A 15095-nucleotide genomic window follows, 5' to 3' on the forward strand; every position below is an offset into this window, starting at 1 on the left:
AATAAATAAAAAAAGAATAAAAAATTATGGAACAATTAACTCAATTTGCCCCTTTCCTATTAATGTTTGTAGTAATCTATTTCTTTATGATTAGACCACAACAGAAAAAAGCAAAAAGTGAAAAAGAATTTGAAACTGCTTTAAAAGTGGGTGATAAGATCGTAACTAAAAGTGGTCTTCATGGAAAAGTTTCTGAGCTTGCTGATACTACTGTTGTTATCGAAACAATGGCTGGAAAATTAAAAATGGAGCGTTCTGCAATTTCTATGGAAATGAGTGCTGCTGTAGCAAAAAAATAATATTTTTTTTAAGCATATAAAAAAGTCCCATTCGGAAAATAGTTCTGAATGGGACTTTTTTTTTGGTAAAAAGTAAAAAGAAATCACTTTTTGCTTTTTGATTTTTTCTTAGCCTTTTTTGATTTAGCCTTGGCTTTTTTAGCTTTAAGCTTCGATTTTAATTTTGCTTTCTTCGCTTTATCTTTTTTTGCTTTCTTAGCTTTTGCCTTTTTAGCTTTCGCTTTTTGTTTGGCTATTTCTTTAACAATCATTTTTTTTAATTTCCCTTTCTCTTTATCCTTCAATTTCTTCAGCTGACTTTTTTTCTTTTTCTTTTCGTCATTTTTGTCTTGCGAAATAGAGTCTTTCTGAATTTCAATTGGTTTTTTCTCTACAGCTGCTTCTTTGACGGGTTTCGGTGCAGTATCAGTTGTTGGTTTTTTAACGGCTGGCTTTCTAGTTCTAGCAGGCGCTACCTTTTTATTGGTAGCCGAAGCTGCTGGAGTTACTGGAGTTTTTAACTCTTCTTTTTTTTCATCCATGATTGAGTAGTCGGTTTAGTTATAATAGTATTGCCTTTTTTGTTCTAAGGTAAAGGAACTGATAATAAGGTTAATAGTAAATATAGTGAATAAAGAAACACGACAATGTTAAGTTTTTGCCTATAGATCTGAAGCTGTAAAGTGTAAGAAAAATGAATTCAGAAACGTTCTGAAACGTAAAAAGTCCCATTTTCATGGGACTTTTATCATTTGTATTTATCATTCAAACCAATATTTTGCATAATCATTGGCTTTATTTTTTCCATTCGAGAAAGTTTAGTTGGTTCCCTTTTAGCTTCTTCAATGTATTCCTGAAATTCTCTTTGCTTCGACGCTGAGAACTGCTGAAAGGCTTTCGCCAAAGCAGGATCGTTGTCTAATTCCTGTTGCAGTAGTACTGAAACAAGAGCTTCTTTTTTAGCGGGCTTAATTACTTTTCCAGTTTTTTCATTGGCGATGGCTTCATGAATGTATGCTAGTATTTCACTTTCACTGACTTCTTCTTTTGAAGAAAAGCGCCATTGCCGCAAGGATTTGGTAACTCCTTCTTGAGCATTAATTAATACATTTTTTTTGTCTTCAAGGAAAATACCGTTAAAGAACCAGATTCCGAAATAACTTTTAAATCCTCCAATACCCAAAACATTTTTTCCATCTAAAACATAAACTGGGCCACCCCATTTTGTAGTTTCTACAAGCTCAGTCTGGGCAATAATTTCTTTTAAGAGATTTAACTCTTCTGTCCAGTTATTATTTTTGTGCCAAATATGTTTTTTTGGTTTGGATGATTCCAATTATTTCTTCTTTTTAGTTTTTGGTGCTTCTAGTCCAAAATTAGGCATTGAAGTCAGCTCAGCAATTTTCACAATTACTTCAACTGCTTTTTGCATGCTTTCTACAGGAACATATTCATATTTTCCATGAAAATTATGTCCACCGGCAAAAATATTCGGGCAGGGTAATCCTTTATATGATAATTGGCAACCATCTGTTCCGCCACGGATTGGTTTTATTAATGGCTTTACGTCAACCTCTTTCATCGCTTTTTCAGCAATATCTACAATATGTTTTACTGGAACTACTTTTTCCTTCATATTGTAATACTGGTCTTTAATTTCAGTAATTACGATATCTTCTCCAAATTGTTTCGCAAATTTCTTATTGATTTTCTTGGTGATTTTCTCAATTAGTTCCTTGCGCTTTTCAAATTTTTTCTTGTTGTGGTCTCTGATAATTAACTCTACAACTGTTTCTTCAATACTTCCGCTTAGATGGTTTACATGAAAGAAACCTTCGTAACCTCTAGTTTCTTGCGGTGTTTCATCTTTAGGTAAAGCATTGATAAAATTATTGGCAATCAAAATAGAATTGATCATTTTACCTTTGGCATATCCAGGATGTACACTTTTACCTTTGAAAGTAATTTTGGCTCCAGCCGCATTAAAATTCTCATATTCTAGTTCACCTACCTGGCTTCCGTCCATGGTGTAAGCCCAATCAGCACCAAATTTATCTACGTCAAAGTGGTGTGCTCCGCGACCAATTTCTTCATCAGGTGTAAAACCCACTCTAATTTTTCCGTGTTTGATTTCAGGATTGTTAATCAAGAATTCCATTGCGGTCATAATTTCGGTAATTCCTGCCTTGTCATCTGCGCCAAGTAAGGTTGTACCATCAGTCGTAATCAAAGTTTGCCCTTTGTATAGCAATAAATCTTTGAAATAGCTTGGTGATAATATGATGTTTTGCTCTGCGTTCAGTATAATGTCTTTCCCGTCGTAATTAGGGATGATTTGTGGTTTTACATTTGCTCCCGTAAAGTCAGGAGTGGTGTCAAAATGAGAAACAAAACCTATTGTGGGCACTTCATGATCCACATTACTAGGTAAAGTAGCCATGATGTATGATTTGTCATCTATCGTTACGTCTTGCATCCCGATGGCTTTTAGTTCCTCAACTAATTTATTGGCAAGATCCCATTGTTTTGCTGTACTTGGTGTAGTCTCAGAGTTTGCGTCAGATTCCGTATCAATAGTTACATAGCTGATGAAACGGTCGATTATATGTTGCATAAATTTTTTTTATAATGAAGAGCAAAGATACTGTTTATTTGAAAAAAGACCTCGTTTTAACGAGTAACATATAATGTAGTCTAATCTTAACTATTGAAGGTTGGTTGTACTCAGTCTTAGCATATTTTCTCCATTTATTTTCTGGACAATAGCTCATCTAGGCGCTCGTAACTTTCCTCAAAATCCTTTTCCATACCAGATTGCAACATAAAATCGCGATCAAATACTGTGAAGGATATAACTTGGTAAGTTAGTTTGGTTCTTTTGTTGGGCAAGGCGCCAAATGTGATTCTTTTTAGAAATACGTGACCACTTTCAGGAAACCGGTCATATTCAAAAGTAGAAATAATTAGTGCTGGATTTGCAACTTCATGAAAGTAGCCGTGAAAAGAATATTTATTTCCGAGATTGTCTTTAGAGACATACCGCCATTTACCACCGCTTCTAGGCTCAAATGTTTTCAAAGTTGTTTTGAGATCTCGTGGTCCAAGCCATTGGATGTAAAGTTCAGGATCTATGTGCGCATTAAAAACGACTTCCTGTGGAGCATCAAATTCTCTTATGATGAATAGCTCCTGCATACCTGGCGTCGCTATGACTTTCATTTTTGGATTTACTTCGAGCCTAGTGGTAATTAGCATTTTTTCGAGTTTGTCAAAGGATTCGTTCCATCCCATTTTTATTCTATCTTGCATTTCGCCTGCCGGAATACCTACATGTGAAAGTGACATTTTTGTTCCGCCTTCAGACTCTTCAAATGTGACTGTTACTAGTAATTCTAATGGCAATCCTTCTATACCGTAATGTGTTGCAGGAAGTATATTTCCTTTTTCATCCGAAAAGGAATCGGTGTATACGATCCGCATCATGGGAATAATTTCTATATACGTGCCACTGCTCCAAAAATCTCTTCCGTCACGCGAAAGCATACAATTTAAATATTTACCACCAACCTTAAAATCTATACTGCAAAATGGGCAGCTAAAATGTTTGGGTCCCCACCATTTTATGAAGCTTTCAGAGTCTGTCCAAGCTTTCCAAACATGTTCTCGAGCGGCATCAAATGTCCATGTAAGACGCAGTTCTTGCTCGTTCTGTTTTTCCTTCGTTTTTGATTGAATTTGCTTTTCCATTTTAGATTTATTTTAAGTGAAATAATTTTCGTTTGATTAAAGTTAGTTATCATTTTTGTAATTAGCTGTTAATAAAACGTTTATATATTGTAAGGCTGGTTATTTAAGTACGGGATTTGTCTTTTTTTATTTCTATTAAAAAAAGGACTAGAAGGATAGCTAAGGAAGTAGAATAGAAAAATTAAAACAGAATTGAGGTGAAGTTGGTCTTGAAGGTTGATTTTTTAGATTCTTATGCCTGCCACATTTTATAGTTGTAACAAAAAAAACCGAATCCATCGTAATAATGGATTCGGTTTTGAGATTTATGATAATTGTTTTCCTTTCTAAAAAAGAATGTAAATCATTATTTTGCTCGCATCATTTGTATTCCCTCTGAATTGGAGTTGATTGCTCCGTAATGCATCACTTTGACCTCAGACGATCCATCAGCTGCGATGAAAAGTTGAAATAAATAGTCATATTCTTGGTCAGAAACAACAGGAATTGGCCGTTTCCCACCCAGAGCTTCAATCATTTCTAAGACCGTATTTGAATGTCCTACAATTAAGGCATTTTCACCTTTGTTGTCTTTCAAAATGGTCTCGGCTTCTGTTTTTAATTGCTTCAAATCATAGATTTTTATTTCCTTTTTGTGCTTTTTGGCTAATGGCGTTGCTGTAGCAATAGTACGCTTATAATTAGTACTGTAAATGTTGTTTATTGCGATTTTATTAAAGGATTTTGCCAAAGCAATTGCTCTGTTTTCGCCATTTTCAGTAAGCATCGGATCCTTATTGGTTGGATCATCAGTAACTTTTTCTGCATGTCGGACTAAATAAATTGTAGTAGGCAAATTACTTTGCGCTGTAGCGCTTAGGCAAATTAGTAATAAGAGGAATAATATGTTTTTCATGGAATGTTTTCTTTTAATAGTTGGTTTTTTCAATCAATACTGAAATAAAGGATAAGTGGACTTTGATTAATATTCATTCGTTCTTAGGCTGCTAATTTATAGATAAATCTAATGTCTAGAAGTATTTTTTTTAGTAATAGTTCTCATTATTTGATAATTATTGGGTCTGTATTGCACAAGGCTATGTAAAATTAGCGGTTAAACATTTAATTATCGGCTAGATAATTCTATTTTTGCAGGACACAACAAATTCTATATGTACAAACTACTTATTCGTCCGTTATTTTTCTTTTTTGATCCGGAAAAAATACATCATTTTACGTTTTCTTTAATTCGTTTTACTTCTAAATTACCTGGATTTTCAGCTATTTATCGTTCACTTTATTTGATAGAGGACAAACGTTTAGAAACTGAGGTGTTCGGTTTGAAATTTAAAAACCCTGTAGGTCTTGCCGCTGGTTTCGATAAGGACGCTAAGTTATATAAGGAACTGTCAAATTTTGGTTTTGGATTTATAGAAATCGGAACTTTAACGCCAAAAGGGCAGGAGGGTAATCCGAAAAAACGCCTTTTCCGTTTAAAAGAAGATTCGGCAATTATAAATCGAATGGGGTTTAATAATGGTGGTGTTCTTGAAGCAGTAGGAAGATTAAAAACAAACGATGGGGTGCTTATAGGTGGAAATATTGGTAAAAATAAACTTACGCCAAATGAAGAAGCGACTTCAGATTACGAAATCTGTTTTGACGCTTTGTATGATTATGTTGATTACTTTGTGGTGAATGTAAGCTCACCAAATACACCTAATCTTCGTGCACTGCAAGACAAAGAGCCATTAACGCAATTATTGCAAACACTGCAAAATAAAAATTTGGCTAAACCAAAACAAAAGCCAATACTTTTAAAAATTGCACCTGATTTGACTGATGATCAATTATTAGATATTATTGATATTGTGAAAGAAACCAAAATTGCGGGAGTGATTGCCACAAATACAACTATTTCAAGAGAAGGCTTACAATCCGAAAATAAAACTGAAATGGGTGGTTTGTCAGGGAAACCTTTGACAAAACGTTCTACTGAAGTAATTCGGTTTTTATCTGAAAAAAGCAATAAAGCATTTCCAATCATTGGAGTGGGAGGAATCCATTCTGCTGAGGATGCTATCGAAAAATTAGATGCTGGAGCTAGTTTAGTGCAATTGTATACTGGGTTTATCTACGAAGGTCCTGCTTTGGTGAAAGCCATTAATAAAAAGATTTTAGAGCGATTGAAATAACTAAGTTTTTCATTATTCATTGAGAAACGTCACATACTTAAAAACGGTAGTAAGAAATGAAATTCTAGCTGCCGTTTTTTTGTGGGAACTCTTTTTTATATACAAATGAAACTTGTGAATACCTATAATAATCTACTGCCAAATTATGTAATATTTATGTTTACGACTATAAAACCTAATTTGTTGTAAAAAAGCACCGTTTTTTTTAACAAACTTTATAGCAGCTACTCTTTGCCACTTTGCAAGTTTTATTATCTTTGAAATCTATGGAACCAATAAAAATTATCGAATGTCCTCGTGATGCCATGCAAGGCATAAAACCATTCATTCCTACCGAAAGAAAGGTGGCTTACATTCAATCTTTATTGAGAGTAGGTTTTGATTCAATTGACTTTGGGAGTTTTGTTTCGCCTAAAGCAATTCCGCAAATGCAGGACACGGCAGCTGTTTTGGAACAACTGGACTTGTCACAAACAACTAGTAAATTATTAGCGATTATTGCCAATACAAGAGGAGCTGAAATGGCTTCTAAGCATGCTGAAATTCAATATTTAGGCTTCCCTTTTTCGATTTCAGAAAATTTTCAGATGCGGAATACCCATAAAACCATAGCGGAATCCTTAGTTAGCTTGCAGGAGATTCTTGAAGTGGCAGATAAAAGCAATAAAGAAGTGGTTGCCTATTTGTCAATGGGTTTTGGAAATCCTTACGGAGATCCATGGAACGTTGAGATCGTGGGTGATTGGACTGAGAGATTATCTAAAATGGGAGTGAAAATTTTGTCACTCTCTGATACCGTAGGAAGCTCAACGCCCGATGTGATTAGTTATTTATTTTCGAATCTAATTCCACAGTATCCCAAAATTGAGTTTGGAGCCCATTTGCACACAACACCAGATAAATGGTTCGAGAAAATTGATGCTGCCTACAAAGCTGGCTGTCGTCGTTATGATGGCGCTATTCAGGGATTTGGTGGATGTCCAATGGCTAAAGATGACTTGACAGGTAATATGCCTACAGAGAAATTGTTGTCCTACTTTACAGCTAACAAGGAAAATACAAGCCTCAATCCCTTGAGTTTCGAAAGTGCTTATAACGAAGCCTCTAAATTATTTGGGGAATTTCACTAGACAATATTGTATTATATTTTCATAAATATGTAAAAGTTAATAATAAGTAAACATAGAAAGCGTTAGTAATATTACAAATAGATTTACTTTTATATTTTAATTTTGAGAATGATTAAATACCACTTGTATACGATTTTAGGAACAATCCTACTTCCGTTTTTTTTATTTTCTTGCTCTAGTGATTTAGATTTTAATCAGGCAAATGACTTACGATTAGAACCTGTAATTGTAGGTAATCTTACTTATTTTGATATTGCAGCCCACCAATTTGTAGAAAATGGAGTGGAGAAAAACTTACTCTTTGATGCGCAGGATTTTGATGTTTTTCGGGATTCATTTTTGCGTCAGAATTTAAAAAGAGCTGATTTCTCCTTTGAAATTACCAACACCATAAACAGATCATACTCTTTTGATCTAAATCTGATTGATCAGAATGATGCTGTTATATATACGATTCGTATGGATGTACCGGCTTCTAATGGTACTGCCGTTATTATAGATAAAACTGAGATTTTCGAAAATGCTAAACTTGAATTGCTAAAAGCCTCCAGACGATTGGAATTCGTACTTGTCATGGCTGCTGGCCCAGCATTAAGTGAGAATAGCTTAGGAAGCTTGAAATTGAAATCACATGCAACCGTTTATTTAGTGATAGAATGAGAAAAGCGTACTTAATTTTGCTGCTATTAATATCGATTAGTGGCTTGTCTCAAAACAAACAAATTTTATATAATTTCACCTCAGTTCCTCAGTCTTTGTCAACTAATCCTGGAGCTGATTTTAAATATAACTATTATTTTGGCGTTCCTTTACTTTCGGGAATTTCATTAAATGTGGGATCAACGGGTTTTTCTACCTATGACCTTTTTGCAAATGACGGCGTCGATTTTAATTTAAAAATGCGCAATGTGCTAGCTTCTACTTCTAGAAAAGATAAAGTGTCCATAAACGAACAAATTGAATTGTTCACAGGAGGTTTTAAGGTAGGAGATTGGCAAGACCATGCGTATGTTTCTTTTGGAATGTATCAGGAATTTGATTTCCTTTCTTATATGCCTAAGGACTTAGCAATACTCGCTCTCGATGGTAACAAAGATCACATAGGTAAAGTATTCAATTTTGCAGATTTAAACCTAAAAACAGAAATGCTTTCGGTGTTGCACATTGGTTATAATAAAAACATTAGGGAGAACCTTATTGTTGGCGCGAGAGGAAAGATTTACAGCAGTATTTTTAATGCGACTTCAACTAACAATTCGGGATATATTTATACAAATCTTGGAACATCCACGGCCTATGAACAAGTAATCTATTCTAATTCACAGCTTAATACCTCAGGGATTTCGGCCTATATTGATGAGGATAGTGATGTAGATACTGTTAGTGATATACAGAAAAAGACCTTGTTGGGAGGGAACTTAGGGCTAGGTTTTGATTTGGGTTTTACCTATTATCCTAAAAAAAATATTCAAATTACAGCCAGTGTTTTGGATGTTGGCTTTATAAAGCATTCTAAAGAAGTAGAGCGTTTTACCTATAAAGGACTTTATAAATACGAAGGGGTAAATCCTAGCTTTAATGGCGTTGATGACCCTAGAAGTATCTATCAAGAATTTAAAGATGCCATTCCATTAGACACGATATATACTAAGTACACTACTTGGAGACCCGCTAAATTCAATGCTTCCTATCAGTATTCATTCAATGATTCCCGTGGTGCTGACTGCAACTGCATAAATAACGATGCGGCTTATAAAAATGCAGTAGGAGCGCAATTGTTTGTGATGACTGCGCCAAGAGCACCCATCATGGCTTTGACTGGCTATTATAGAAGAAATGTCCTTGACAATTTACAGCTGAAAGCGACTTATACGGTAGATTCTTATTCCTTCACCAATATTGGTTTGGGATTATCTACTAATATCGGGAAGTTTAATATGTATGTTTTAGCTGATAATCTTCTCGAATATCGGGATATTTCAAAAGCCAACAGTCTTTCCTTTCAGTTCGGGCTGAATTTTATTTTTGAAGATAATAATGAACCTTTTTAATTAAGTTTTTTTTTCAGGAGCTAATCCAGCGATTCGTTTCAAGCACTTCATAAAAGCAACATTTTTATAAAGTTTTAAAAGAGCTTCCTTTGGTCGCTTTTTAAAACTGATAAAAAGAGTTGTTTTATTTTGCGTGGCTTTCCACTGCTCTCTGGGCTAGGGCAGTAGTTTTAAGTTATCATACAGCTGCTTTAAAATTAATATTTATCCTATTAAAGAATTTAAGAAATAGTTTACAGCAGGGGTTAATTTTTATTCCTATCTATTTTTCAAAAATAAATCAAAATAATTTGCTATATTTGCACGCAATTCAACTACAAATTGCAACATGATAGCACACAACTCAAAGATTATCGGTGAAGGTTTAACTTACGATGATGTATTATTAGTTCCTAACTACTCGAATGTGCTTCCTCGCGAAGTGAGTATCCAATCAAAATTTTCAAGAAATATAACGCTTAACGTTCCTATAGTATCAGCTGCTATGGATACCGTTACTGAAAGTGCTATGGCAATTGCTATCGCTCAAGAAGGAGGAATAGGTGTTCTACATAAAAACATGACTATCGAGCAACAAGCTGCCAAAGTACGTAAAGTAAAGCGTGCAGAGTCAGGAATGATTATCGATCCAGTTACATTGCCACTAACTTCTACTGTGGCAGACGCAAAAAATGCGATGAAAGAATACGGAATTGGTGGTATTCCAATCGTTGATGAAAATCAAAAATTAAAAGGAATTGTTACCAATAGAGATTTACGTTTCGAAAAAAACAATGCTAGAGCAATCATTGAGGTAATGACTAAAGAAAATTTAGTTACCGTTGCCGAAGGAACTTCTCTAGAACAAGCTGAAGTAGTTTTGCAAGGACATAAAATCGAGAAACTTCCAGTAGTAAATAAAGACAATAAATTAGTTGGATTAATTACTTTTAGAGACATCACTAAATTAACTCAAAAACCAATTGCTAACAAAGACGTTTTCGGTCGTTTGCGTGTTGCAGCTGCAATTGGAGTTACAGGTGACGCTCTTGAAAGAGCAGAAGCTTTAGTAAACGCTGGAGTTGATGCTATTATTATTGATACAGCTCACGGACATACTCAAGGTGTAGTAAACACACTAAAACAAGTAAAAGGTAAATTTCCTCAAATCGATGTTATCGTAGGAAACATTGCAACACCAGAAGCTGCTAAATTTTTAGTAGAAAATGGTGCTGATGGTGTAAAAGTTGGAATCGGACCTGGTTCAATTTGTACAACTCGTATTGTTGCAGGAGTAGGTTTTCCTCAGTTTTCTGCAGTATTAGAAGTTGCCGCAGCTTTAAAAGGAACTGGTGTTCCAGTAATCGCTGATGGTGGAATTCGTTATACAGGAGATATTCCTAAAGCAATTGCCGCAGGTGCTGATTGTGTGATGTTAGGGTCACTTCTTGCTGGAACTAAAGAATCTCCTGGAGAGACTATTATTTTTGAAGGTAGAAAATTCAAATCATACCGCGGAATGGGTTCTGTTGAAGCAATGGAAACTGGTTCTAAAGACCGTTACTTTCAAGATGTTGAAGATGATGTTAAGAAACTAGTTCCTGAAGGAATTGTAGGTCGTGTTCCTTACAAAGGAGAATTGAACGAAAGTATGTTACAATTCATTGGTGGTCTTCGTGCCGGAATGGGATACTGTGGTTCAAAAGACATTCCTACTTTACAAGAAACAGGACGTTTTATTCGTATCACCGCAAGTGGAATAAACGAAAGTCACCCACATAATGTAACTATTACTAAAGAGTCTCCTAATTATTCAAGATAATTTTAAGACAATAGCTCATAATAAAAGAAGGCAAAAGTGTTTCACTTTTGCCTTTTTTGCTTTTATTCTTTGAACAATTCATTCATTAATTTATTGTTCCCTACAATCCATAAAATATCATCTTTTTGAAGAATAATACTAGATTCGGGATTCAGGATGCGTTGCCCATTACGTTCAATACCTACCAGAAGTCCATTTGTACGTTCTCTCAATTTTGATTGTCCTACGCTTACTCCAATAAATTCAGGATTGTTAAGTTCTATTTGTTTTAATACGAGGTCGTTGCTGGTCTTTTTAGGAACTTTAATTTCATGCGTTGATAGAAAATTAGAAAATTGTTCTACTTGTTCATCAGTTCCAATAACGCAAATTTCATCACCAGGAAACAAGCGCTCTAATTTATTGGGTATTTGAATGGTTAATTCTCCACGTTTTATAAAAGCAATATTAATTCCTAAGTCTTCTCTAACCTGCAGTTCACGAAGTGTTTTCCCCGCTAAGCTAGATTCTTTGGCAATTTCAAAAGTAGACATATGTCCGTCCCAAGGTGTTAAATTAGCATGGCGGCGATCTACTTTCTTGGTTTCTCTATTGTTGAGGTTCTTCAGGAAATGATTTTCAATTTTGTGATACTGCGCATGCAATTTTTTGGGAAAAAAGAAATAGGTAGTGATCGCAACTACTAAAGCAAAAAATGCAATTATAGGAGAGAAGAAAATATTCAAAAGAAACCCTATATAAAATAAGGCAAGCCCCATCCGAAAGAAAATCATCATTAATATAGGACCTCTATATTTACGTTCTTTATATAAAGCATCTACTTGTTCAACTGCTACACGACGTAAGGATAGCGCCCATAAAAAAGGAGAAATAACAATAATAGTAATCAAAGCTGCGATAGCATTACCAAATTTTGAGTTCTCTACTAGTGGTAATATAAAGTTGGCAGACAACAGGATAATCGAGGTAATGATTATGGTGTTTAAAACAATCTGTATTAAATAAGCACGAATGGCAATTTGCCATGTACTCACGGATCGAATTGCTTGAGCATTTGTGCTATATCTGGCTATTTTTTTGACCCATTTTTTAGGTAGTTTTCGTTCTAATAATTCTGAAAATGGAACAGCCATCTTCACCATAAAAGGAGTCGTAAAAGTAGTAATGGCTGATACTGCAACAACAATAGGGTATAAAAAGTCACTAGTCACATGCAGTGACATTCCAAGAGTCGCTATAATAAAAGAAAATTCTCCAATTTGAGACAAACTCATTCCTGTTTGTACTGCCTGTTTTAAAGGTTGTCCAGATATAAGCGCACCAATAGTCGAACTGATCGACTGGCCAAAAATGGTAATAAAAGTTAAAATAAGTACTGGTACCGCATGTTCATAAAGCATAACTGGATCGATAAGCATTCCTACAGATACAAAGAAAATTGCTCCAAATAAATCTTTAACTGGTTTTACTAAATGCTCAATATGTTCAGCTTGCGTAGTCTCAGCAATAATAGATCCCATAATAAAAGCACCTAAAGCTGGTGAGAAACCTACATCTGAAGCTAAAATAACCATCATTAAACAAAGCGCAAGTGAGATAATCAACAGCATTTCATCTGTTAATAAAGGCTTTGCTTTTTTTAATAATGAAGGTATAAAGAAGATACCGCCCATGAACCAAGCTGTTAAGAAAAAAACGAGTTTCAAAATCGACATCAACAGTTCTGTTCCAGAAAATTGCTGACTTACTGCGACAGTAGAAAGCAATACCATCATCAAAATGGCAACAATATCTTGAACTATAAGTGAGCCTATAACTATTCCCGCAAATTTCTTGGCCTTAACACCCAGTTCATCAAAGGTTTTTAGGATGATTGTGGTAGATGAAATAGAAAGAATAACTCCAAGAAAAATAGAATCCATTTGACCCCAGCCCATCCATTTACCAGCCAGAAAACCGACTAATACCATCGTTATGATTTGGGTGACGGCAGTGATGGAGGCGGTACCTCCAACCTTCATCAATTTTTTAAAACTGAACTCGAGACCCAAACTGAACAGCAAGATGATAACACCTATTTCAGCCCAAACTTCTACACTTTTGACATCTTTTACTGATGGGAAAAAATCAAAATGGGTACCTGCCAGAAATCCCGCAATTAGATATCCTAAAACTAAGGGTTGTTTTAGTTTTTTAAATATCAAAACGGCAATACCTGCGGTCATAAGAATTAATCCTAGATCACTAATTAAGGGTTCTAAATGTGTTGTAGTTTCTGCTACTGTTGCTGCGACACTCATATTTTATTGTTGTAGCTATTCCAGCTATGCATTGCAAAACGGGGCTAGTAAGATTTATTTAAATATTTAAACTTTGTTTCAAAAAGAGGCTCTAATTAAGGAACTTAAAAAAAGCTATCGATAAAGATAGCTTTTTTTGTAGATTTTCAATTGATAAGCGTTCAGATGAATTCACTTTTACTAATTTCAAAAAAAGAGTAACGTAGAATTTACTATTTTTTAATTTCAGTTCTAGATTCCCAAGAAATTACTTGGAGTGATTTGCATTAACTCAGCTCTTACTTCTTCTGAAACTTCTAAAGTAGCAATAAAACCATGAATCGCTTTTTTATCAATTGCTTCATTGGTTCTTGTTAATCCTTTCAATGCCTCGTAAGGGTTTGGATATGCTTCACGTCTCAATATCGTTTGAATCGCCTCAGCAACAACTGCCCAGTTCTTCTCTAGATCTTCGTGGAACTTAGGCTCATTCAATAATAATTTGTTCAATCCTTTTAAAGTAGCCTCAAAAGCGATTATTGTATGTCCAATTGGCACACCTACGTTTCTCAAAACAGTACTGTCAGTTAAATCACGTTGTAATCTTGACAACGGTAATTTTGCAGAAAGGTGTTCAAAAATAGCGTTTGCTATACCTAAGTTTCCTTCTGAGTTTTCAAAGTCAATTGGGTTTACTTTATGTGGCATTGCTGATGATCCTATTTCTCCCGCTTTGATTTTTTGTTTGAAATATTCCATTGAAACGTACGTCCAAATATCTCTGTCCAAATCAATGATAATCGTATTGATTCTTTTCAATGCGTCAAAAAATGCAGCAAAATGATCGTAATGTTCAATTTGTGTTGTTGGGAAAGAGTGGTGTAAACCTAAAATATCCTCAACAAAATTTCCACCAAATTTTTTCCAGTCAATTTGTGGATAAGCCACATGATGTGCATTGTAGTTTCCTGTTGCTCCACCAAATTTAGCAGCAAAAGGGATATTGAACAACAAACGCATTTGCTCTTCTAATCGTTCTACAAAAACACCAATTTCTTTACCCAAACGAGTAGGGGAAGCAGGTTGTCCGTGTGTTCTTGCTAACATTGGAATATCCTTCCATTCGACACTTAAATCTTTCAATTTTGAAGTTAAAGTGATCAAAGAAGGCATGTATACTTTTTCGAAAGCCTCTTTTGTTGAAAGTGGAATCGCAGTATTGTTTATATCTTGTGAAGTCAATCCAAAATGGATGAACTCTTTGTATTGTGATAGCCCTAATTTTTCAAAAGCATCCTTGATGAAGTATTCAACCGCTTTAACATCGTGATTGGTTACTTTCTCAGTTTCTTTGATCCAAAGCGCATCTTCAGTTGAGAAGTTCTTGTAAATGTTACGTAAACTTTCGAATAAATCCGGGTTTACACCTTTAAGTTGTGGCAAAGGAACCTCGCACAAAGCAATGAAATATTCAATTTCAACCAATACGCGGTATTTGATTAACGCTTCTTCAGAGAAAAAAGGAGCCAAAGAAAGAGTCTTGTTTCTATATCTTCCGTCAATTGGAGAAATAGCATTCAATTCGTTTAAAGTAGTCATTGTTGTGTTATTTGTTCGAAAGGCACAAATATAAAC

Annotated in this window: 13 protein-coding genes; 6 read left to right on the forward strand and 7 right to left on the reverse strand. The window is 34.8% G+C overall.

Going from position 1 to position 15095, the window contains the following annotated elements; all coding sequences use genetic code 11:
* Positions 1 to 26 precede the first annotated feature (26 nt).
* Complete coding sequence (gene yajC / locus BLV91_RS13130; RefSeq protein ID WP_091434085.1) at positions 27 to 299, forward strand: preprotein translocase subunit YajC; 273 nt, start codon at positions 27 to 29, stop codon at positions 297 to 299.
* Positions 300 to 382: 83 nt separating this feature from the next.
* On the opposite strand, the gene BLV91_RS17035 is transcribed toward yajC, so the two are convergent.
* From BLV91_RS17035 to BLV91_RS13155, 5 genes are all read right to left on the reverse strand, one after another.
* Complete coding sequence (locus tag BLV91_RS17035) at positions 383 to 820, reverse strand: hypothetical protein (RefSeq protein WP_175514008.1); 438 nt, start codon at positions 818 to 820, stop codon at positions 383 to 385.
* A gap of 206 nt (positions 821 to 1026) precedes the next feature.
* Positions 1027 to 1614, reverse strand: a complete 588-nt coding sequence (locus BLV91_RS13140) for a YdeI/OmpD-associated family protein (protein WP_091434087.1) — start codon at positions 1612 to 1614, stop codon at positions 1027 to 1029.
* Positions 1615 to 2892, reverse strand: a complete 1278-nt coding sequence (gene pepT / locus BLV91_RS13145) for a peptidase T (RefSeq protein WP_091434088.1) — start codon at positions 2890 to 2892, stop codon at positions 1615 to 1617.
* Between the two features lie 134 nt (positions 2893 to 3026).
* On the reverse strand, positions 3027 to 4025 hold the full coding sequence (locus BLV91_RS17140; RefSeq protein WP_217636971.1) for an SRPBCC domain-containing protein: 999 nt from the start codon (positions 4023 to 4025) through the stop codon (positions 3027 to 3029).
* A gap of 346 nt (positions 4026 to 4371) precedes the next feature.
* On the reverse strand, positions 4372 to 4920 hold the full coding sequence (locus tag BLV91_RS13155) for a histidine phosphatase family protein (protein ID WP_091434091.1): 549 nt from the start codon (positions 4918 to 4920) through the stop codon (positions 4372 to 4374).
* Between the two features lie 256 nt (positions 4921 to 5176).
* On the opposite strand from BLV91_RS13155, the gene BLV91_RS13160 reads away from it, so the two are divergent.
* The 5 genes from BLV91_RS13160 to guaB all read left to right on the forward strand — a co-directional run bounded on the left by BLV91_RS13160 (position 5177) and on the right by guaB (position 11181).
* Complete coding sequence (locus BLV91_RS13160; RefSeq protein WP_091434093.1) at positions 5177 to 6199, forward strand: quinone-dependent dihydroorotate dehydrogenase; 1023 nt, start codon at positions 5177 to 5179, stop codon at positions 6197 to 6199.
* A gap of 266 nt (positions 6200 to 6465) precedes the next feature.
* Positions 6466 to 7329, forward strand: coding sequence for a hydroxymethylglutaryl-CoA lyase (locus BLV91_RS13165; protein ID WP_091434095.1), 864 nt, complete (start codon positions 6466 to 6468; stop codon positions 7327 to 7329).
* Positions 7330 to 7437: 108 nt separating this feature from the next.
* Complete coding sequence (locus BLV91_RS13170) at positions 7438 to 7989, forward strand: hypothetical protein (RefSeq protein WP_091434097.1); 552 nt, start codon at positions 7438 to 7440, stop codon at positions 7987 to 7989.
* Positions 7986 to 9380, forward strand: coding sequence for a DUF5723 family protein (locus BLV91_RS13175; RefSeq protein ID WP_091434099.1), 1395 nt, complete (start codon positions 7986 to 7988; stop codon positions 9378 to 9380). Before BLV91_RS13170 ends, BLV91_RS13175 begins: the two co-directional genes overlap by 4 nt.
* 328 nt (positions 9381 to 9708) lie before the next feature.
* Complete coding sequence (gene guaB, locus BLV91_RS13185) at positions 9709 to 11181, forward strand: IMP dehydrogenase (protein WP_091434103.1); 1473 nt, start codon at positions 9709 to 9711, stop codon at positions 11179 to 11181.
* A gap of 62 nt (positions 11182 to 11243) precedes the next feature.
* Here the strand turns inward: guaB and BLV91_RS13190 are convergent, their stop codons facing one another.
* On the reverse strand, positions 11244 to 13481 hold the full coding sequence (locus BLV91_RS13190) for a cation:proton antiporter domain-containing protein (protein WP_091434105.1): 2238 nt from the start codon (positions 13479 to 13481) through the stop codon (positions 11244 to 11246).
* Between the two features lie 231 nt (positions 13482 to 13712).
* On the reverse strand, positions 13713 to 15059 hold the full coding sequence (gene purB, locus BLV91_RS13195; protein WP_091434107.1) for an adenylosuccinate lyase: 1347 nt from the start codon (positions 15057 to 15059) through the stop codon (positions 13713 to 13715).
* Positions 15060 to 15095 lie beyond the last annotated feature (36 nt).

The sequence above is a fragment of the Flavobacterium degerlachei genome (genome assembly GCF_900106645.1).
Taxonomy (GTDB): Bacteria; Bacteroidota; Bacteroidia; order Flavobacteriales; family Flavobacteriaceae; genus Flavobacterium; species Flavobacterium degerlachei.